We start from the raw sequence: 20,563 nt of genomic DNA, 5'->3' as shown, positions 1-20,563 counted from the left end.
CGTGAACGGCTATCCGACGGGTGCCGCCTCGGGGTCCCCGCTGGTCACGGTCACCGGCTCGGCCCACCCGCCGTCCGGCTCGACGGCGACGCCCCGCCACCACGGGGCGCTCGGCAGGTTCCCGGCCGCGGGCTCGAAGGGCTCACCGGGGCAGGGCAGCGCGATCCTGGCGCCCGCCCGGCGCGCGGCGGCGACCGTGCCCTCGCCGGGCTCCGACCAGGCGTGCGGGGCGAGGTTGAACGTGCCCCAGTGGATCGGCAGCATCACGCCGCGCGGCTGCCCGCCCTGGAGGTCCAGGTGGGCCCGCATCCCCTCGTCGGGCGTCATGTGGATGTCGGGCCAGAAGTCGCTGTACGCGCCGATCTGGATCATGGTCGCGTCGAAGGGGCCGTACTGCGCGCCGATCTCCGCGAAACCCCGGAAGTACCCGGTGTCACCGCTGTGGTACAGACGGTGCTCGGGTCCCGCCACCACCCAGGAGGCCCACAGCGTGTGCTGCTGGTTGCGCACGCCGCGGCCGCAGAAGTGCCGTGCGGGCGTGGCCGTCAGCGTCAGCCCGGCCACCTCGGCCGTCTCGTGCCAGTCCAGCTCGCGCAGCCGGTCCGCCGGCACGCCCCACCGCTCCAGATGGGCGCCGACGCCGAGCGGCACCGCGAAGACCGTGTCCGTTCCCGCGAGCGCCTTGATGGTGGGCAGGTCCAGGTGGTCGTAGTGGTCGTGGGAGATCACGACGGCGTCGACCGGGCCGAGAGCCTCCAGCGGCACCGGCACCGGGTGCAGCCGCTTGGGCCCCGCGAAGGAGAACGGAGAGCACCGCTCGCCCCACACCGGGTCGAAGAGCACGCGCCGCCCGTCGATCTCGGCGAGGACGCTGGAGTGCCCCATCCAGGTGATCCGCAACCCGCTGACCGGCGGCTTGGCGAGGTCGGCGAGGGTCGTGGCGTGCACGGGCACCGTGCCGGTCGGGCCCCTGCGGACGCGCTCCTCCTTGCGGAAGTAGATCTTCGCGAACTCCACCGACGAGCCGGACGGCCTGGTCCGCGCCCCCTCGGGGTTCCGGAAGGAGCCCTCGGCCACGGAGAAGTTCGGTGACCTGCGGATCCGCGCCAGCCGCTGCCCCGCTGGATCCGCACCGAAGGCAGCGGGGCGCAGCGAGCGGAGCCCGGGGATCAGGGACCGGGACACGGGACCTCCTGAAGGGGGGTGGATGGGCCTCCCCATTATGTCCACGACCCCCGATGTCACATTCCCGGAGCCCCGATCCGTCGCAGCAGTGATCCGGTGACCGCCGCCGGAGAACGACGGACGACGTACGACGAACCACGTACGCGGTACGACAACGGAGGCACTCCATGGCCCGCATCTCGCTCACCCCGCGCCGCACCCTCTTCTTCCGCCTCATGGAGTGGTACTCCAAGCGCGCCTACGGCCAGGTCCTCGACCCCGGCAAGGCGATGGCCCACCACCCGCGCCTGCTCTGGTCGTACCTCCGCATGGAGCAGGGCGCGGCCAGGTGGAACAAGCTGGACGCCGACCTCAAGGAGCTGGCCGTGATGGCGTCGGCGGCCTCGATCGGCTGCTCCTGGTGCATGGACTTCGGCTACTGGGAGTCGCACAGGCGCGGCATGGACCCGCGGAAGCTGCGCGACGTGCTCGCCTGGCGCGACAGCGACGTCTACACGCCGCTGGAGCGCGACGTCATGGAGTACGCGGAGGCGATGACTGCGACCCCGCCCGCCGTCGAGGACGACCTCGCCGAGCGCCTGCGCGTCCGGCTCGGCGAGCCCGCCTTCGTCGAGCTGACCACGATGGTCGCCCTGGAGAACCTCCGCTCCCGCTTCAACTCGGCCATGGGCCTGACGAGCCAGGGCTTCAAGGACTCCTGCGACCTGCGTGACGTGCGGAGTCAGCGCATCTCGTAGACCGCCGTCACGGAGACCTCGTCCTGGATCTGACCCGGCGCGATCGGCACGCCCTCCTTCGCGAACGCGGCCACCGGCATCGCCACCGGCCGCGGGCGTCCGCCGTCGCTCTCGTCGAGGGAGACCAGGCGGCCGAGGCGCCGCCCGGTCAGCTCGGCGTACTGGGCGGCCTTGTCGCGTGCGTCGCCGTACGCCGCGTCGCGCGCCTTGGCCCGCAGCTTGCCCGCGTCCTCGATGTCGAAGGCCACCGCGTGGACGCGGCCCGCGTCGCCCGTCGCGTCCACGACCGCCTGCACCACGGACCCGGTCTTCTCGATGTCCCGGATCTTCAGCGAGAACACCTGCGAGGCCTGGTAGCCGATGAGCTTCGCCGTGCCGTTCTCGTCGCGGTAGACGGCGGACAGGGAGAGGTTCTCCGTCTTGGTGTCCCGCTCGGCCACGCCCGCCTTGCGCGCGGCGGCCAGGAGCGCGTCGGCCGCGTCGCTCTGGGCGGCGAGCGCCTTGCCCGCCGTCGGCTCGGTGACCTCGACGCCTGCGGTGAGGATCGCCATGTCGGGCGCGGCGGACGCGCTTCCGGCGCCGGTCACGGTGACCGTCGTCGGCGCGGGGGCGGGGGCGGGCGCGACGGCCGGGGCGGCGGGCGCGGACTCGGCCGCCACGGCGGGCGCCGCGGGCAGGCCGAGGGCGGCGAGGGTGACGGCGGCGGCGCTGACGGAACGCACTGAACGCACTGAACGCATACGAGGGGGTCCTTCCGGCTCTCCGTCCCTCCAGGGACGATTCGCCGTCATCCCAGCACCGGCCCGCGCGCCCCCGTCCGCGCCACTCCCGCCCTGTCACCTCACCGGTCGAGCACGGAACGGCCCACCGCTCGCGTACGGAACCGATCCCCTCTGCCGCACAGGATCCGATCCCCTCTGCCGCACAGGATCCGATCCCCTCTGCCGTACGGGATCCGATCACCGCTCCCACCCCTTCGCGTGCTCGAATCCCTTTACGATGACGGGCGTTCGCCCTCAGGCGCGTACCCCGCAGATGATCGGAGTGACCGGTTGCCCAGTCCGACGAGCTACGAGAGCCTCCACCGCGAGAGCCTCCAGGACCCGACGGCCTTCTGGGGCCGCGCCGCCGAGGCCGTCGAGTGGTCCGTGCGGCCGCGCACGATCCTGGACACCGCCGCGCCCGCCCGGCCCCGCTGGTTCGCCGACGGTGAGCTGAACACCTGTCACAACGCCCTGGACCGCCACGTCCTGGCCGGTCACGGCGACCGCCCCGCGCTGATCCACGACAGCCCGGTCACCGGCTCGGTCCGCACCTTCACGTACCGCGAGCTCCTCGACGAGGTGGCCCGCACCGCCGGCATGCTGACCGAACTGGGCGTCGGCAAGGGCGACACCGTCGTCCTGTACCTTCCGATGGTCCCCGAGGCGGCCGTGGCGATGCTGGCCTGCGCCCGCATCGGTGCCGTGCACTCCGTCGTGTTCGGCGGCTTCGCCGCGCCCGAACTCGCGGCCCGCATCGACCACGCCCGCCCCAAAGTGGTGCTCTCCGCCTCGTGCGGCATCGAGGTGGACCGCGTCATCGCGTACAAGCCGCTCCTGGACGCGGCCCTCGACCAGTGCGCGCACCGCCCCGACGCCTGTGTGATCCTGCAACGCCCGCAGCGCCGCGCCGAGTTGCGCGAGGGCCGCGACCTCGACTGGGCGGCCACGCTCGCCGCGGCACCGGCCGTGGACTGCGTGCCGGTGGCCGCCACCGATCCGCTCTACATCCTCTACACCTCGGGCACCACGGGCGCCCCCAAGGGCGTGGTCCGCGACAACGGCGGGCACGCCGTGGCCCTGCGCTGGTCCATGGAGCACATCTACGACGCCCGGCCCGGCGAGGTGTTCTGGACGGCGTCCGACGTGGGCTGGGTCGTGGGCCACTCCTACATCGTGTACGCCCCGCTGCTGATGGGCTGCACGACCCTGCTGTACGAGGGGAAGCCGGTCGGCACGCCGGACGCGGGCGCATTCTGGCGCGTGGTCGAACAGCACGGCGTACGGACCCTGTTCACCGCGCCCACGGCGATCCGCGCCATCAAACGGGACGACCCGAAGGGCGAGCTCAAGGCCCGCCACGACCTCTCGTCGCTGCGCGCCCTGTTCCTCGCGGGCGAGCGGCTCGACCCCGACACCTACCACTGGGCCCGCGACCTCCTCGGCGTCCCCGTCGTCGACCACTGGTGGCAGACGGAGACGGGCTGGCCCATCGTCGCCAACCCGCTCGGCATCGAGGCGCTGCCCGCCAAGTCGGGCTCGCCCGGCAGGCCCGTGCCCGGCTGGGACCTGCGGGTCCTCGACGAGACGGGCGCTCCCTGCCCGCCCGGCACGGACGGCACCCTGGCGGTGCGGCTGCCGCTCCCGCCGGGCAGCCTGACCACCCTGTACCGCGACGACGAACGGTTCGCCGCCACCTACCTGAGCCGCTTTCCCGGCCACTACCTGACCGGCGACGGCGGCCACCTCGACGAGGACGGCCATGTCTTCGTGATGGGCCGCCTCGACGACGTCATCAACGTCGCCGGGCACCGTCTGTCCACCGGCGCCATGGAGGAGGTGCTCGCCGACCACGCCGACGTGGCGGAGTGCGCGGTGGTCGGCGTCGCGGACGAGCTCAAGGGCGAGATGCCGCTCGGCCTGGTCGTGCTGCGCCAGGGCGTGGACCGTCCGCACGCCGAGCTGGAGGCCGAACTGCGCACGCTGGTACGGACCCGCATCGGCCCCGTCGCCACACCGCGCCGCGTGGTGACGGTGGCGCGGCTGCCCAAGACGCGCTCCGGCAAGATCCTGCGCGCGACGGTCAGGGCCATCGCCGACGGCCGCGACTACACCGCCCCCGCCACGATCGAGGACCCCGCGGTCCTCGCCGAGATCAGCGCGTCGCTGGCAACGCTCCGCGCGGAGTGACCGACGACGCCGAAGGCGCCCCGCGCGGGGCGCCTTCGGCGTCGTCGATGTCCGCAGAGTCGTACCGGTCCGTCAGGAAGCCGCCTCGATCTGCATCTTGATGGTGTGGGGGTTGCGGAACCCCTTCGCCTCGACGTGGTCTCCGGAGCTCTCGCCCCGGATGCGCCGGCCGATCCACGGCACCAGGTACTCGCGCGCCCAGTGGATGTCGTCGCGCCGCACCTCCAGCGTGCCGCGCGGGGGCAGCGGCGGCCACGGCTGGTCGGGGTCGGCGGGCACTTCGAGGCCGAGGACCTGCCCCGCGCGCAGCGCCACGCGCGTGTGCCCCTCGGCGGAGAGGTGCAGCCGGTCGCCGTCCCAGGCCCTGCGGTCCTGGACGGTCTTGAGGGACCACAGGTCGAGCACCGGGCAGCCGTACCGGTCGGCGATCGCGCGGACGTGCATGTTGTACGTGGCGATCTTGCCGCGCAGGTGCTTGAGCACCGCGACGCCACGGGTGTCGAAGCCGGTGGTCACCATGACCGTGCCGACCGCGGACGAGAGGTCCGCGACGGCCCGCTCGAAGCGCTCGGCGAGCTCGTCGGGGTCGGTGCCGGGGCGGATGATGTCGTTGCCGCCGGCGCAGAACGTCACCAGCTCCGGGGCGAGCTCCTTGGCGCGCGGCACCTGGTCCGCGACGATCTGGTCGAGGAGCTTGCCGCGGACGGCGAGGTTGGCGTACCGGAAGGTGTGCTCGGGCACCCGGTCGTCCAGCAGGACGGCGAGGCGGTCGGCCCACCCGACGAACGCGCCGTCGGGCCCCGGGTCACCCACGCCTTCGGTGAAGCTGTCGCCGACCGCTGCGTAGGAGTTGAATACGCCGTTGTTGATGGGGTGATGGATGAAGGATGTCGACTCTGCGCTCACGGAGTCATATCCTTCACCTCCCTAAGTGACCTACGCCACCGTAGGGAGGGGTTGACGGGGCGTGAGATAAGCCATTGGTCAAGATTCACCCAAGCCGGAATAACCGCCGCAAGCGGAACACCGCCGCGTCCGTATCGCCGCCAAGCCCGGTCCGCAGCCCACGGCGCAGCAACACCGCCCCGCGGTACGACTCCCCCGTGTCCGCGCACGAGTAGAGCGCTGCGGGGTCGAGCCCGCGCAGCCGCAGCGGCGCCGGTTCCTCCCCCTGGGCCCGCTCCGACGGCAGGACGAGAACGACCGAGTGGTCGTCGAGGACGTACTGCACGGCGCTCAGTCCGCCGTTCGGGGGCCGCAGCCGGTAGAGGTCGCCGAACTGCACCACCGGCCTGATCTCCTTGTGGAGCTCCACCCAGTCGCGGGCCTCGGCCAGCTCGTCCTCGCTCCAGCGCGTCAGGTCCGCGCCGATGCCGAGCGCCCCTGCCATGGCGCCCACGAACCGGCGGGAGAGCGGGCCCGCGCGGTCGTTCACCCGGGTGGCCAGCATCTGGGTGGGGTAGAGCAGGCCGAGACCGTGCAGGGAGGGGGCGTCGAGGTCGCCCCGACCGCCGCCCCAACAGGGCTGGAAGGTCACACCGGGGTGATCCCTGCGCAGCCGGTCCACCAGGTCGTACGAGTGCTCTCCGAAGGCCCACGGATCGTCCCACGTCACGTGGTCGACCGGCGCCGCCGCGAGCAGGGCGCGAAGCCGACGCCGCAGCCGCACGTGGGCCTCCCCGAGCGAGAGGCCGCCGCCGGGGTCGACCGCGTCCGGCGCCACCCGCGTCCCGAACCGCATCCCCAGGGAGTGCACCTCGTCGGCGAGCGCCCGGAGCCCGCCCCGCGTCCCGTCGAGCGCGCCGTGCGTCCCGTCCACGACGAACAGCTCGACACCGAGCCCCGCCGCCTTCTGCGCCAGGGCCCGCTGCCGCTCCTCGGACAGGTCGGACCCGGCGGCCCCGCCCGCCTCGTACAGCACGGGCAGCACCGTGTCCGCGTCCGGCAGGACGTGCTCGCGCCGATAGGCGTGCCAGGCCCGGCCGGCGCCGCCGAACCCCTCGCCGCTCCACAGGCCGGCGAAGACGGGGGTGACGATCGCGGTGCGGGGCTCGAGGACCCTGGCACCGAAGCCGTCGTACCCCGTCCCGCCGGTGATCCGCACGGCGCCGTCCGGCAGTCGGCGCACGGCGATGCGCCAGGACTCCGCCCGTGCGAGCGCGCAGCTGTAGACCTCGCCGCTCTCCTCGCCCGCCCCCTCCGCGTCGAGCGCGACCCACGGCAGATGCGGATGCCAGGCGGACCCCCGGCCGCCGATGACCTGCTCCCCGTACGCGAGATCGCTCCGCACGAGCCGCGACCACGACCACACCTGCGCACCGCCCTGCCCGCCGCCGTGCAGCTGCGAGAGCCGCCAGCGCCCACGGCGGGGCAGGTTCCAGATCCCCGAGTCGACGCGCGGCAGTTCGACGCCCCGCGCGCGGTGATCGCCCTCGTGGACGAGGACGGCGTACCGCTCGACGACGTCGCCCCGCAGCCTGTAGGCGAGGGTCGCCTGCAGATGGCGTGAGGCGTCGCGGAAATGGACCTGCAACTCGTCGTCGCCCACTGCCGAGTTGCAGTACCGCCACTCGGCGGAGCCGTCGAGGGGATACTCCGCGCTGCCGCCCCACGACGAGGCGAAGTCCCGCTCCTGGGGCGGCGGCTCCGCGGCGAGGGCCTCGGCGTCGGCGAGCGCGACGCGCGCACCCCAGTACAGATGCCGCAGCTCGTCCCGTTCCGTGAGCCGCAGCGCGTAACTGCTCGTGGGCCCCGTCAGGAGCCAGGTCCGTCCGTCCTCGCCGACCTCGACCATCAGACCCCCCGCAGAGCCCGCCTGCGATCCGGACAGGGAACACGCGCGCGTACGTACGCACATGGTCAGGGCCGGGTTCCCGGCCAGGCAACCGTTGCGCGGGGGTGATTGCCTCAGGAACCCATGTCGTATCGTCGAAGGCGCAACCACCGGCGAGCGGCGCCGGACGCAGATCATGAGGGAGAGCCCGTGACGCAGCAGGTCCCGTCGACCGAGCCCGAGCTGGCCGGAGTGCGCAACTTCCGCGACGTGGGCGGACTGCCGACGGTGGACGGCCGCCGGGTCAGGACCGGCCGGCTGTTCCGCAGCGGTCACCTCGCGCACGCCACCGAGACCGACTCCGCCTTCCTCGCCTCGCTGGGCCTGCACACGATCTTCGACTTCCGCAACGTCGCCGACCAGCGCCTGGAGGGCCCGGACGTGACGCTGCCCGGCGTGCGCAACGTGAATCTGCCGCTGAGCGACCCGGCCGACGGCGCGGAGTTCTGGAAGATGGTCCGCGACGGCAACCTCGACGAGCTGCGTGCGCTCCTGTCGGACGGCAAGGCCGCCGACCGGATGTCGTCCTCGTACCGCTCGATCATCAAGGAGCGCACCGCCGAGCACAGCCAGGTGCTCCACGCGCTCGCCGAGGACAGCGTCCCCGCCCTGATGCACTGCGCGGCGGGCAAGGACCGCGCGGGCCTGTCCATAGCGGTCACGCTCCTCGCCGTCGGCGTCGAGCGCGACGCCATCGAGGCGGACTACCTGGAGTCGAACGCGGCGCACCGGCGCTACAAGGTGCACCGCACCGACGACTCCCCGAACGCCATGTCCCCCGAGGTCATGGAGCTCCTCAACCCGCTCTTCGACGCCCGCGCCGAGTACCTCGCGGCGGCCTTCGAGACGATCGAGCAGACCTGGGGCGACACGGACACGTACCTCTCCGAGGGCCTCAAGCTGAGCGCGGCGACCCGTGAGCGGCTCCGCGAGCGCCTCCTCGACTGACGACCACCGACCGGCCTGGGGGCGGACCGGCCCTACTGGTTCTGCGCCCCCAGCTCGAACAGCAGATAAATGAAGGCCGCGAAGATGTGGCCCACCGCCACATAGATGATCAGGCGGATCCAGAGCGCCCTGGGGAACTTCTCCTCCATGCGCATCGCCTTGCGGGCGGGCTGCTCCGGAGCGGCGGGCCCCTGCGGTTCCGGTTCCGTCATGTCGGGTCTCCCTGAGTAGGGCCACCGAGGCACAGCGCGGTGGCGGGGCTCTGCAGCAACGTGTGGACGAACAGGAGATCGGCGCCGGCCCGGTCGGCGGCGGCGATCCGGTGCGGGGTCAGCGAGTCGAAGTGCGCGCTGTCCCCCGGGCCGAGGGTGTGCACGGTGTCGCCGAGGGTCAGGCGCAGCCGCCCCCGCAGGACGTACAGCCACTCCTCGCCGGGGTGGACGCGCACGATGTCGCCCTGCGCCCCGTGCGGGACGTGGACGCGCAGGGCCTGCATGGAGCGGCTTCCGGCGCCCGCCTGCCAGTAGGTCCAGCCGCCGGCCCGGGTCGGTTCCATGTCCGCGGCGCGGACGACCGCGTCCCGGTCGGCGACCGTCTCGCCGAGCAGTTCCGAGACCGTCGTACCGTAGACGCGGGCGAGCGCGAGGAGCATCGGCAGCGACGGCTGGCGCTGCCCGGTCTCCAGGCGGGACAGATGGGCGGGCGAGAGCCCGGCGGTGCGGGCGGCGGCCTCCAGTGTGAGGGACGCGCGGCGGCGCAGTTCGCGCAGCTGGGGAGCGACGGCGGGCAGCGCTTCGGCCGCCTGCGGCGGCTCGGCCGGCTCGACGGGCTCTACTGGCTCGGCAGGGCTCATGCCTTGATTGAGCCAGAGCCTTGCCTCTCGGGCAACTTTCTTGCCCGAGAGGCAAAAGACTCCTGAACGGCGGGGATCTCCCCGCTCCGCGGTGTCAGCGGTTGGCGACCGCCTGCTTCACCAGCGTCTTGCCGAAGTCCCACATCAGCCCGCCGCCGCTGTGCGCCTCGTCCATGACGGCGGCGAAGGCCTCGACGAAGCGGTCCACCTCGCGCTCCCCCACGGTCAGCGGCGGGATCAGCTTGATGACCTCCAGGTGGTCGCCGGAGACCTGCGTGAGGATGCGGTGCTTCTGCAGCAGCGGCACGACGACCATCTGCGCGAACAGCCCCTTGCGGGCGGCCTGCAGCATCGTCCAACGGCCGCGCAGCTTCAGCGACTTGGGCCGGCCGAACTCGATGCCGACCATGAGACCGCGGCCGCGCACCTCGCTCAGGAGCTCGTAGCGGTCCACGAGCGCGGCGAGCCGCGTCCTGAGCAGCTCGCCCGTCACCCGGGCGTTCTCGACGACCTTCTCGTCCTCCAGCACGGACAGCACGGCGAGCCCGGCCGCCATGGCCTGGGCGTTGGAGCCGAAGCTCGCCGAGTGCACGAGCACCCGGTCCATCGACGAGTAGACCTTCTTGAAGATCCAGTCCTTGCCGAGCGTCGCGCCGACCGGCACATAACCGCCGGACAGCGCCTTGGCGACGCACACCAGGTCGGGCTCGACGCCCTCCTCGTGCTGGTAGGCGTAGAAGTCACCGGTCCTGCCGAGACCGGTCTGCACCTCGTCGGCGATCAGGAGCGCCTTGTGCCGGTGCAGCAACTCCTGGGCGGCGCGCAGATATCCGGGGGGCGTCTCGTGCACGCCCTTGCCCTGGATGGGCTCGACGATGAGCCCGGCGACGTCGCCCTTTGCCAACTCCCGCTCCAGGGCGTCCAGATCACCGAGCGGGACGGCCGTGTCGGGCAGCAGCGGCGCGAAGCCGTCCCGGAAGCCGCTCTCTCCGTTGACCGAGAGCGATCCCGTGGTCAGGCCGTGGAAGGCGTGCGCGCAGTACAGCACCCGGGGCTTCCCGGTCGCGTACCGCGCGAACTTCAGCGCGGTCTCGACGGCCTCCGTCCCGCTGTTGCCGAAGAAGACCCGCTCCAAGTGCGGGCTGTGCGTGAGCAGTTGCTCGGCGAGCAGACCCGGCAGCGGCTGGCAGTCGAACCGGGTGAGGTCGGCGAGCGAGGCGTCCAGGACGTCGTGCAGGGCCTTGCGTACGACGGGGTGGTGCCGACCGAGGCCCATCACCCCGAACCCGGCCAGCATGTCGAGGTAGTCGTTGCCCTCCGCGTCCCAGAAGTACGCGCCCTCGGCCCGCTCGTAGACCTTGTCGAAGCCGATGGTGTGCAGCATGCGCGGCAGCTGGTGATTGAGGTGCCTCGCGTGCAGTTCGTACCGCTCGGCGCCCCGCTCGGCGAGGAGCCTGCCGAGGTCGAACTCCTTGGTCATGCGCTGTGCTCCTTGCCTGGGTCCGGCTCCCCCGCGCCCCCCTTGCCCGGGTCCGGCTCCCCCGCGCTCTCCGTGCCCTGCCTGCTCTCCTTGACGGCCAGCGCGGCGCTGATCCGCCCCGCGATCTCGACCGGCGTGAGCCCGAGATCCGCGAGGACCTCGCCCCGCTTGGCGTGCGCGAGGAACTGCTCGGGGATCCCGAACCGCTTGACGGGTACGTCCACTTCGGCCTCGTCCAGCGCGAGCGCGACGGCCGCGCCGACCCCGGCGGCCCTGCTGTTGTCCTCGACGACCGCGACGACGCGGTGGCGGGCGGCGAGGCCGGGCAGCTCGGCGTCGACCGGTTTGACCCAGCGCGGGTCGACGACGGTGCAGCGCAGCCCGCGCTCCCGGAGCAGCTCGGCGGCCTGCAGACAGACCGGCGCCATCACCCCGACCGCGACGAACAGGACGTCGGCGTCGGGCTCCTGGAGCAGCACGTCCATGCCGCCGAGCCGGTCGACCGCGGGGATCGCCGGGCCCACGGACTCCTTGGGGAAGCGGATGAGTGTCGGCGCGTCGTCCACCGCGACCGCCTCCCGCAGCTGTGTGCGCAGCTGGTCCGCGTCGCGCGGGGCGGCGATCCTGAGGCCCGGCACGACCTGGAGGATGGAGAGGTCCCACATGCCGTTGTGCGAGGCGCCGTCCACACCGGTCACCCCGGCCCTGTCGAGCACGAACGTCACCCCGCACCGGTGCAGCGCGACGTCCATCAGGAGCTGGTCGAAGGCGCGGTTGAGGAAGGTGGCGTACACCGCGACCACCGGATGCAGCCCGCCCGTGGCGAGCCCGGCGGCCGACACCGCGGCGTGCTGCTCGGCGATGCCGACGTCCCAGACCCGGTCGGGATAGGCCTCGGCGAACTTCGTCAGGCCGACCGGGCCGAGCATGGCCGCGGTGATGGCGACGACGTCCTCGCGCTCGGCGCCGATGCGGACGATCTCGTCCCCGAACACCGAGGTCCAGGAAGGCCCGTTGGACGGCGCGAGCGGCTCGCAGGTGAGCGGGTCCATGACGCCGACGGTGTGGAAGCGGTCGGCCTCGTCGGCGAGCGCGGGCTCGTACCCGCGCCCCTTCTCCGTCAGGCAGTGCACGAGGACCGGCCCGTGGAAGCGTTTCGCACGTCGCAGCGCCGACTCCACGGCACCGGTGTCGTGCCCGTCGATCGGCCCGACGTACTTCAGGCCGAGGTCCTCGAACATGCCCTGCGGCGCGAAGGCGTCCTTGAACCCCTTCTTGGCGCCGTGCAGCGACTCGTAGAGCGTGCGTCCGATCACGGGTGTGCGCTGGAGTATGTCCTTGCCCCAGGCGAGCACCTGCTCGTAGCTGTCGGTCGTGCGCAGCGTGGCGAGGTGGTTGGCAAGGCCTCCGATGGTCGGGGCGTAGGAGCGTTCGTTGTCGTTCACGACGATGATCAGCGGCCGGTCCTTCGCGGCCGCGATGTTGTTGAGCGCCTCCCAGGCCATGCCGCCGGTGAGCGCGCCGTCCCCGATGACGGCGACCACGTGGCCCCGCTCGCCGAGCACCTGCCGCGCCTTGGCCAGGCCGTCGGCCCAGCCGAGCGCGGTCGACGCGTGGCTGTTCTCGACGATGTCGTGCTCGGACTCCTCGCGCGAGGGATAGCCCGAGAGGCCGCCCTTGCCGCGCAGCTTGGAGAAGTCCTGCCGCCCGGTGAGCAGCTTGTGTACGTAGCTCTGGTGGCCGGTGTCCCACACGATGCGGTCGACCGGCGACTCGAAGACCCGGTGGAGGGCGATGGAGAGTTCCACCACCCCCAGGTTGGGCCCGAGGTGTCCGCCGGTCCTCGCGACCGCGTGCACCAGGAACTCCCTGATCTCCTCGGCCAGTTCGCCGAGTTGGGCCTCGGACAGCGCCTTCAGGTCGCGCGGCCCCCGAATGGTGTCGAGAATGGTCATGCTCGGGCCCCCTCTCTGGTTGTTCTCAGCTCACGGTGACGTCGGGCGCCCCTGACGGGACGCCGGCGTCCTCCATCTGCGCGGCGATCTTCATCGCCTCTTCGATGAGGGTCTCGACGATCTTCGACTCGGGGACGGTCTTGATGACCTCGCCCTTGACGAAGATCTGGCCCTTGCCATTGCCGGACGCGACCCCGAGGTCGGCCTCGCGGGCCTCCCCGGGACCGTTGACCACACACCCCATGACGGCGACGCGCAACGGCACCTCCATGCCGTCGAGCCCCGCCGTGACCTCGTCGGCCAGCTTGTAGACGTCGACCTGGGCACGTCCGCAGGACGGGCAGGAGACGATCTCCAGGCGGCGCTGCCGCAGCCCGAGCGACTCCAGGATCTGGATGCCGACCTTGATCTCCTCGGCGGGCGGCGCGGACAGCGAGACGCGGATCGTGTCGCCGATGCCCTCGCTCAGGAGCGCCCCGAAGGCCACCGCCGACTTGATCGTGCCCTGGAAGGCGGGACCCGCCTCCGTCACACCGAGGTGCAGCGGATAGTCACAGGCCGCCGCCAGCTGACGGTAGGCGTTGACCATGACCACCGGGTCGTTGTGCTTCACCGAGATCTTGATGTCGCGGAAGCCGTGCTCCTCGAAGAGGGAGGCCTCCCAGAGCGCCGACTCGACGAGCGCTTCGGGCGTCGCCCTGCCGTACTTGGCGAGCAGTCGCTTGTCGAGCGAGCCCGCGTTGACGCCGATCCGGATGGGCGTGCCCGCGTCGTCGGCCGCCCGTGCGATCTCGCGCACCTTGTCGTCGAACTGCTTGATGTTGCCCGGGTTGACGCGGACCGCCGCGCACCCGGCGTCGATCGCCGCGAAGACGTACTTCGGCTGGAAGTGGATGTCCGCGATCACCGGGATCTGCGACTTCCGCGCGATCGTCGCAAGCGCGTCCGCGTCGTCCTGCGTCGGGCACGCCACCCGCACGATCTGACAGCCGGACGCGGTCAGTTCGGCGATCTGCTGCAGCGTCGCCCCGATGTCGGACGTACGCGTCGTGGTCATCGACTGCACCGAGACCGGCGCACCGCCCCCCACGGCCACCGGCCCGACCTCGATGCGCCGCGAGAGGCGGCGCTCGGCGATCGGCCGGACCGGCAGCTCCGGAAGGCCCAGAGAAACGGGCTCTCCAGGGGTCATGACGTCACCCGCGGTTTCCGGAGACCGTCTCGCGGGCCGCGCGGATGGACTCCTTGAGCGAGCCCATGGTGGCGAGGACGGCGGTGGGTTCGTAGCCGCAGTGCGCCATGCAGTTGGCGCAGCGCGGGTCCTTGCCGCGGCCGTACTTGCTCCAGTCGGTCTCCTCGATGAGCTGCCGGTACGTGGGGACGTAGCCGTCGCTCATCAGGTAGCAGGGGCGCTGCCAGCCGAACAGGGAGTAATTGGGGATCGCCCACGCGGTGCACGGGAAGTCCGCCTTGCCCTCCAGGAAGTCCAGGAAGAGCGGCGAGTGGTTGAGCCGCCAGCGCCGCCGGTTGCCGCCGGCGAAGGCCTTCTTGAAGAGCTCGCGGGTCTGGTCGACGCCCAGGAAGTGCTCCTGGTCGGGCGCCTTCTCGTAGGCGTAGGCGGGCGAGAGCATCATCTCGTCGACCTGCAGGTCGTCATTGAGGAAGTTCAGGACCTCGATGATGGTCTGCGGGGTGTCCGTGTTGAAGAAGGTCGAGTTGGTGGTGACACGGAAGCCGCGCCGCTTGGCCTCCTTGATGGCCTCCACCGCCTCGTCGAAGACGCCTTCCTTCGCAACGGACTCGTCGTGCCGCTCCCGCATGCCGTCGATGTGCACGGCGAAAGCGAAATACGGGGAGGGCTTGAACTTGTCCATCTTCTTGCGCAGCAGCATGGCGTTGGTGCAGAGGAAGACGTACTTCTTCTTCGCCACCAACTGCCGCACGATCTCATCGATCTGAGGGTGCATCAGCGGCTCGCCGCCGGCGATGGACACCATCGGCGCACCCGATTCCAGAACGGCGCCCACGGCCTGGGCGACCGGCATGCGCTGCTTGAGCACACCGGCCGGGTGCTGGATCTTCCCGCAGCCCTCGCACTTCAGGTTGCAGGCGAAGAGCGGCTCCAGTTCGACGATCAGCGGGAACTTGTCCCGCTTGCGCAGCTTCTGTTCAAAGAGATACGTAGCGACCTTGATGGACTGGCGCAGCGGCATGGCCATCTGGCTCACCTCCGGGGGAGCAAAGAAGAACGGTGCCATTCGAAGAAAGCGGGGAGCACGGCACGCAGGACGCGGAAAGCTGATATTCCACCGCGCACCGTGCCGATGCGGACGAGTTCGTGCTGTGGGGCGTCCACGACCACCCGGACGGCCGCAACGGGCCGCGCTCCGGCGCGTACGGCGCTGTGCAGCGTCGCGGCGGACTCCATGTCCACGGCGATCGCGCCGGTGGCCAGGAGGTCGCCGCGCTCATGGCCGCGGACGACGTGGTCGGAGCCGGTGAGCGGTCCGGTGTGCACGGTGCGTCCGGGCACGGCCCGCACCAGCTCCTTGACCAGCAGACCGGTTCCCGTGCAGGGGGTGCTGCCGCGCGCGTCCCTGGTCTCCTCGGCGACGACGAGGTCGCCGGGGTGCATACCGGGGGCGAGTCCGGCGCAGAAGCCGGTGGCCAGGACGGCCGCGTCGCGCAGGGGCTCCTTGCCGAGCGCCCCGCTGACGGCGCGCTCGGCGTTCCGCGGGCCCATGCCGGTGCGCAGCACGGTCATGGCTCCCGGCGCGCCGCTGCGGTCCCCGGTGCGCAGGGCGAAGTGCTCGATGCCGAGCGCGCAGGCGATCAGCAGCGGCGCGGGACCCGGCCGGGGGGCCGGGGTGCGGTCCATCAGCTCCCCTTGCCGCCCGCGAAGGGCTCTCCGTTGACGTACCTGCCGAGAGCGGTGAGGGGGAACACCTGCCGGTACAGGTGGTAGTTGATGGAGAAGTCCCACGGGAAGCCGGTGCCGGTGAAGTACGGCTCGTCCCAGGAGCCGTCCTCGCGCTGCGTCTCGGCGAGCCAGGCGATGCCCCGCTCCACGGACTTGGCCTCGCGCTCCCCGGCCGAGAGCAGCGCGAGCAGCGCCCAGGCGGTCTGCGAGGCGGACGAGGTGCCGTGGCCGACCCAGCCCCGGTCGCGGTAGGAGCGCAGGTCCTCGCCCCATCCGCCGTCGTCGTTCTGCACCGACTCCACCCAGGCGACGGCGCGGCGGATCGCGGGGTGCGAGGCGGGCATCCCGGCCGTGATCAGGGCGGGCACCACCGACCCCGTGCCGTAGATGTAGTTGACGCCCCAGCGCCCGAACCAGGCGCCGTTCTCCTCCTGTTCGGCGAGGAGCCACTCGATGCCGCGCCGGGTGCGCGGGTCGTGGGACCTGCCCTCGACGGCGAGCATCTCCACCACGTGACCGGTGACGTCGGCGGACGGCGGGTCGATGACCTCGCCGAAGTCGCAGAACGGCAGGCGGTTGGGGAAGGCGCTGGTGTTGTCGACGTCGAAGGCGCCCCATGCGCCGTTCTTCGACTGCATGCCGAGGTTCCAGCGCACCCCGCGCTCGATGGCGTTCTCCAGGCGCGCCTTGTCCGGGTGCTTGACCCGGCGCAGCGCGAGCGCGACCTCGGCGGTGTCGTCGATGTCGGGGTAGTTGTCGTTGTGGAACTCGAACGCCCAGCCGCCGGGCGCCAGTCGGGGTCTGCGCACCGACCAGTCGCCGGGCCGCACGATCTGCTCGCCGAGCATCCAGTCGGCGGCCTTGACCAACTGCGGGTGGTCCGCGGGCAGTCCGGCGTCCGCGAGCGCGATGGTGGCCAGACAGGTGTCCCACACGGGCGACTGGCAGGCCTCGATCATCCGGGCGCCGTCCTCGCGCCACACGGCGAACCGGTCGAGGGATGCGAGCCCGGCCCTGAGGACCGGGTGGTCGAGGTCGTAGCCGAGCAGGTGCAGCGCGATGACGGAGTACACGGCGGGCGGCTGGATCCCGCCCCAGCAGCCGTCGTTCTCCTGCCGCTCGATGATCCAACGCGCGGCGCTGTTCATGGCGGCCTTGCGCACCGGGCGCGGCGCGACCTTGTGGTAGAGGTGCAACGCCTTGTCGAGCCGCTGGAAGAGGCCGTCCCAACTGGCCACGGGGGCAAGGGGTTTGGCGGGGCGCGGGTTGCGCGCGTCGGCGTGCAGCTCGTCCAGGGCGAAGGGCGCGGGGCGCACCGGGCGCTTGGCGGAGACGATCGTGAGCGGCACGATGGTCTGCCGCGCCCAGCAGCCGAAGTCGTAGATGTTGAGCGGGAACCACTTGGGGAAGTAGATGAGCTCCGGCGGGAGTTCGGGCAGGTCGTCCCACTTCCACCAGCCGAAGAGGGCCAGCCAGATGCGCGTGAAGACCCGGCTCGCGGCGATGCCGCCCTGGTCACGGATCCACGCGGAGGCCTTCGCCATGTGCGGCGCGTCGGGCCCGTCCCCGGCCAGGCGCAGCGCGACGTACGCCTCGATGGTGGTGGAGAGTTCGCCGGGCCCGCCGTAGAAGGTGGCCCAGGTGCCGTCGTCGCGCTGCTCGCCGCGGATGAAGAGGGCGGCGGCGTGCGTGGTCTCCTCGTCCCTGATCCCGAGGAACTGCCGCAGGAGGAGGTCCTCGGCGTCCATGGTCACGTTGGTCTCGAGGTCGCCCTTCCACCAGCCCTGGGCGTCCTGTCGGGAGAGCAGGAACTCTGTGGAACGTTGTATGGCGCGCGCGGCGGCGTCGCGTGTGCCTGCCGCCGCGGCGGTCGTCTCGATGGTCTTGCTGGCCGAGGCTGCGCGGGGCGTGGCCGCTCCGGTGCTTCCGTCGGTCGTCGCTGTCATGGCTTCCCCTTCGTGCAGTGCAGTGGCTACGTCTGCTGTGGGTCCGCCGTCGGCCGACGCGAAGCGCCGGCCGGCGACTGCGAGTCATATCCGCGCGATAGTGATCATCTCTTTCGTACAACGACGAAGTCGGCGAGCGCGACGAGCTGCGCCCGTACCCGGTCCGGCATCTGGACGGTGTCCAGCGCCTCGATGGCGATGGTGTGCTGGCGCCGGGCCTCCTCGGCGGTCCACTCGCGCCCGCCGGCCTCTTCGATCAGGGCGGCGCGCGCGGCGAACTCCTCCTCGGAGAAGTTCTCGAAGTCACTGCTCTTGGCGTCGGCGGCGAGCAGCTCGCCGAGCCGCTCGGACGCGGGGCCGCCCGCGGCGAGAGCGGCGACGACCGGCAGCGACTTCTTGCGCTGGCGAAGGTCGCTCCAGGTCTGCTTGCCGGTGGCCTCCGGGTCGCCCCAGATGCCAAGCAGGTCGTCCACGGCCTGGAAGGCGAGGCCGAGGTGGTAGCCGTACTTCTCCAGGACGTCGGCGGTGCGGTCGTCCGCGCCGCCGAGCACGGCGCCGATGGAGACCGCGCAGGCGAGCAGGGCACCCGTCTTGTTGCCCTCCATCTCCAGGCACTCCTCGACGGTGACCCGCTCGCGGTGCTCGTACGAGATGTCCTGCGCCTGGCCGTCGATCAGCGCGCGCGTGGCGGTGGTCAGGCGGCGCGTGGCGCGGCCCGCCTCGACGGTGCCGAGCTCCAGGAGGACTTCGTTGGCGAGCGCGAAGAGGGCGTCGCCGACGAGGATGGCCTGCGCGGGGCCGTGCACCTTCCACACGGTGTCGCGGTGGCGGCGCTGCTCGTCGCCGTCCATCAGATCGTCGTGCAGCAGCGAGAAGTTGTGCACGAGCTCGACGGCCACCGCGCCGGGCACGCCGACCTCGGGCGCCGCGCCCGCGGCCTCCGCCGAGAGCAGCGCGAGCGCGGGGCGCACGGCCTTGCCGCCGTCGCCGTCGGCGGGGTTGCCGGCGGCGTCGATCCAGCCGAAGTGGTAGGCGGCGACGGTGTCCATGGGCGGCGCGAGGCGGTCCACAGCGGCCCGCAGCACCGGGGTGGCCAGGGTCCTTCCGCGCTCGAGCAGTGAGGCCACGTCCACCGTGTCGGCAGCCGTTTTTTCGGCCGGGGGCACAGTCGGCACAGTTTCTCCTCTTGTTCCGGTGCTTGTTCCGGTGCGAAGTTCCTGGGGACCTGCCCCCAGAAGATCCAGCTTCACGCCGCCGCCTCCTCGAATGCGAAGAGGTGATCACGGGGGCGATCGAGGGTGGAGAGGGCGGCTTCGGCCGCGCTGATGCCGCTGCGCACGGCGCTCTCCATGGTCGCGGGCCACCCGGTGGCGGTCCACGCGCCCGCGAGGTACAGCCCGCGGGCCTTGGTGCGGGCGCCGGGCCTGAGCCTGCCGACACCGGGGGTGGGCGCGAAGGTGGCGGTGCGCTCGCGGGTGACGAAGAAGTCCCGCACCCCGGCACCGTGCGCGGCGGGCAACAGCCGCTCCAGCTCGGGCAGATAGCGCTCTCGCAGCGCGGCCACGGGCGCGTCGATCTCGTCCTGTGCGGCCGACTGCGACAGCGCGAGGTACTGGCCCTCGGCGAGGCCGGAGGCCTCGGTGCGGTCGAAGACCCACTGGACCGGCGTGCCGAGCGCGGCGAAGAAGGGCCGCTTGAGGACCTTCCTGTCGTACACGACGTGGATGTTGAGGATCGGCGCGTCGTCGATGTCGAGCAGCCGGTCGGGCCGGTCCAGGGCGCCGTCCGGGAGCAGATCGTGCGTCTCGTGCTGCGGCACGGCGAGCACGACGGTGTCGGCCTCGATGGACTCGCCGGGAACCTCCACGCGCCAACCGCCGTTGTCCGTACGGGAGATGGAGGTGACGCGTGTCTTCAGTTCCGTACGGACTCCCGCGGAGTCGAGCGCCTTGCGGGCCAGCGTGTCGTGCAGATCACCGAGGGGCACCCGGGACCAGCCGATGTCGGCGGCGCCCGGGTCCGAGAGCAGCCCGGTCTTGAACACCATCGCGGCGAGCCCCAGCGAGGCATCTCCCGCGACGGCGTTGAGGGTGGCCACGCCCACGAGGTCCCAGAGGGCCTCGACGGCGCGCGCCGACTGGCCGTGCCCGGCCAGCCAGCTGCCGAAGTCCTGGCCGTCGAGCACGGGATCGGCCGGGTCGAGCCCCTTGAGGGCGAGCGCCGCGCGCCCCACCTTGGCGCGCTCGGCGACCGACAGATGCGGATACGTGGCAAGGCTCGCCGCCAGATGCAGCGGCACGGGCAGCGCGGTGCGCCGCAGCCGTCCCAGCCGGTTCCGGTCGGCGTCGAGCACGGGCACGTCGAGACGTTCCTGCAGGGGTGCCAGGTGCGCGCCCTCGATGCGGTCGAGGAACCACCGGTACGCGGTGCAGCAGCGCAGATAGACGTGCTGGCCGTTGTCGACGGTCAGCTCGCCGCGCCGGAAGGAGAACGCGAGCCCGCCAAGGCGCGGCCGCCCTTCGAGCAGTGTCACGCGCAGCCCCGCGTCGGCGAGCGAGAGCGCGGCGGTGATGCCGGCGAGCCCCCCGCCGACCACTACGGCGGCCGCCCCACCAGGGCGGCCTTCGGTATCCGCGATCAGCCCCTCGGGCCGCATGTCCTCGCTCTTCATGCACCCTCCCCTTCGGCCGTTGCAGTCTGTGACGCGACCATAGAGCGGAGGGTTGCCCGCCGCTTTGCGAAGGTTGTCCCAGCC

At 71.9% G+C, this 20,563-nt stretch carries 17 protein-coding genes; 3 read left to right on the top strand and 14 right to left on the bottom strand.

Features of this window, described 5'->3' with window-relative positions; genetic code table 11:
* Window positions 1-9: 9 nt before the first annotated feature.
* Window positions 10-1,185, bottom strand: a complete 1,176-nt coding sequence (locus ACZ4D5_RS28445; RefSeq protein WP_467775260.1) for an MBL fold metallo-hydrolase — start codon at window positions 1,183-1,185, stop codon at window positions 10-12.
* Window positions 1,186-1,352: 167 nt separating this feature from the next.
* Here ACZ4D5_RS28445 and ACZ4D5_RS28440 point away from each other — a divergent pair, with 167 nt between their 5' ends.
* Window positions 1,353-1,922, top strand: a complete 570-nt coding sequence (locus ACZ4D5_RS28440) for a carboxymuconolactone decarboxylase family protein (RefSeq protein WP_467775259.1) — start codon at window positions 1,353-1,355, stop codon at window positions 1,920-1,922.
* On the opposite strand, the gene ACZ4D5_RS28435 is transcribed toward ACZ4D5_RS28440, so the two are convergent.
* A complete protein-coding gene (locus ACZ4D5_RS28435; RefSeq protein WP_467775258.1) occupies window positions 1,907-2,644 on the bottom strand; it encodes an SIMPL domain-containing protein in 738 nt (245 codons plus the stop codon). The genes ACZ4D5_RS28440 and ACZ4D5_RS28435 overlap by 16 nt on opposite strands.
* A 330-nt stretch (window positions 2,645-2,974) precedes the next feature.
* On the opposite strand from ACZ4D5_RS28435, the gene ACZ4D5_RS28430 reads away from it, so the two are divergent.
* Window positions 2,975-4,873 (top strand): propionyl-CoA synthetase, encoded by a 1,899-nt coding sequence (locus ACZ4D5_RS28430; protein ID WP_467775257.1) that lies wholly within the window; start codon window positions 2,975-2,977, stop codon window positions 4,871-4,873.
* A 72-nt stretch (window positions 4,874-4,945) separates the two neighbouring features.
* Here the strand turns inward: ACZ4D5_RS28430 and ACZ4D5_RS28425 are convergent, their stop codons facing one another.
* Window positions 4,946-5,779: an SGNH/GDSL hydrolase family protein gene (locus ACZ4D5_RS28425; RefSeq protein ID WP_467775256.1), complete on the bottom strand. Its 834-nt coding sequence runs from the start codon at window positions 5,777-5,779 to the stop codon at window positions 4,946-4,948.
* 85 nt (window positions 5,780-5,864) lie between these two features.
* Entirely contained in the window at window positions 5,865-7,667 is a 1,803-nt protein-coding gene (locus tag ACZ4D5_RS28420; RefSeq protein WP_467775255.1) for a glycoside hydrolase family 36 N-terminal domain-containing protein, read from the bottom strand.
* A 189-nt stretch (window positions 7,668-7,856) separates the two neighbouring features.
* Here ACZ4D5_RS28420 and ACZ4D5_RS28415 point away from each other — a divergent pair, with 189 nt between their 5' ends.
* A complete protein-coding gene (locus tag ACZ4D5_RS28415) occupies window positions 7,857-8,654 on the top strand; it encodes a tyrosine-protein phosphatase (RefSeq protein ID WP_467775254.1) in 798 nt (265 codons plus the stop codon).
* A 32-nt stretch (window positions 8,655-8,686) separates the two neighbouring features.
* Here ACZ4D5_RS28415 and ACZ4D5_RS28410 read toward each other — a convergent pair whose 3' ends face one another.
* The 10 genes from ACZ4D5_RS28410 to hpnE all read right to left on the bottom strand — a co-directional run bounded on the left by ACZ4D5_RS28410 (window position 8,687) and on the right by hpnE (window position 20,464).
* Window positions 8,687-8,809, bottom strand: coding sequence for a DUF6126 family protein (locus tag ACZ4D5_RS28410; RefSeq protein ID WP_467775354.1), 123 nt, complete (start codon window positions 8,807-8,809; stop codon window positions 8,687-8,689).
* A 53-nt stretch (window positions 8,810-8,862) separates the two neighbouring features.
* Window positions 8,863-9,507 carry a helix-turn-helix domain-containing protein gene (locus ACZ4D5_RS28405; RefSeq protein ID WP_467775253.1) on the bottom strand — a complete coding sequence of 215 codons (645 nt, stop codon included), beginning with the start codon at window positions 9,505-9,507 and terminating at the stop codon, window positions 8,863-8,865.
* A gap of 94 nt (window positions 9,508-9,601) precedes the next feature.
* Window positions 9,602-10,987 (bottom strand): aspartate aminotransferase family protein, encoded by a 1,386-nt coding sequence (locus tag ACZ4D5_RS28400; RefSeq protein WP_467775252.1) that lies wholly within the window; start codon window positions 10,985-10,987, stop codon window positions 9,602-9,604.
* Complete coding sequence (gene dxs, locus ACZ4D5_RS28395; RefSeq protein WP_467775251.1) at window positions 10,984-12,942, bottom strand: 1-deoxy-D-xylulose-5-phosphate synthase; 1,959 nt, start codon at window positions 12,940-12,942, stop codon at window positions 10,984-10,986. Before dxs ends, ACZ4D5_RS28400 begins: the two co-directional genes overlap by 4 nt.
* Before the next feature lie 25 nt (window positions 12,943-12,967).
* The gene (ispG, locus tag ACZ4D5_RS28390; protein ID WP_467775250.1) at window positions 12,968-14,134 is read right to left on the bottom strand and encodes a flavodoxin-dependent (E)-4-hydroxy-3-methylbut-2-enyl-diphosphate synthase; all 1,167 of its coding nucleotides are present in this window, start codon (window positions 14,132-14,134) and stop codon (window positions 12,968-12,970) included.
* Window positions 14,135-14,138: 4 nt separating this feature from the next.
* Complete coding sequence (gene hpnH, locus ACZ4D5_RS28385) at window positions 14,139-15,161, bottom strand: adenosyl-hopene transferase HpnH (RefSeq protein ID WP_467775249.1); 1,023 nt, start codon at window positions 15,159-15,161, stop codon at window positions 14,139-14,141.
* Between the two features lie 5 nt (window positions 15,162-15,166).
* Window positions 15,167-15,820 carry a phosphorylase family protein gene (locus ACZ4D5_RS28380; RefSeq protein WP_467775248.1) on the bottom strand — a complete coding sequence of 218 codons (654 nt, stop codon included), beginning with the start codon at window positions 15,818-15,820 and terminating at the stop codon, window positions 15,167-15,169.
* Complete coding sequence (gene shc, locus ACZ4D5_RS28375; RefSeq protein ID WP_467775247.1) at window positions 15,820-17,808, bottom strand: squalene--hopene cyclase; 1,989 nt, start codon at window positions 17,806-17,808, stop codon at window positions 15,820-15,822. Before shc ends, ACZ4D5_RS28380 begins: the two co-directional genes overlap by 1 nt.
* Window positions 17,809-17,912: 104 nt before the next feature.
* A complete protein-coding gene (locus ACZ4D5_RS28370; RefSeq protein ID WP_467775246.1) occupies window positions 17,913-19,058 on the bottom strand; it encodes a polyprenyl synthetase family protein in 1,146 nt (381 codons plus the stop codon).
* A complete protein-coding gene (gene hpnE, locus ACZ4D5_RS28365; RefSeq protein WP_467775353.1) occupies window positions 19,055-20,464 on the bottom strand; it encodes a hydroxysqualene dehydroxylase HpnE in 1,410 nt (469 codons plus the stop codon). Before hpnE ends, ACZ4D5_RS28370 begins: the two co-directional genes overlap by 4 nt.
* Window positions 20,465-20,563: the final 99 nt, after the last annotated feature.

This window comes from Streptomyces sp. NPDC025651 (genome assembly GCF_055558735.1).
The sequence above is the reverse complement of the archived record's forward strand: the minus strand, read 5'-3'. Positions and strand labels throughout refer to the sequence as shown.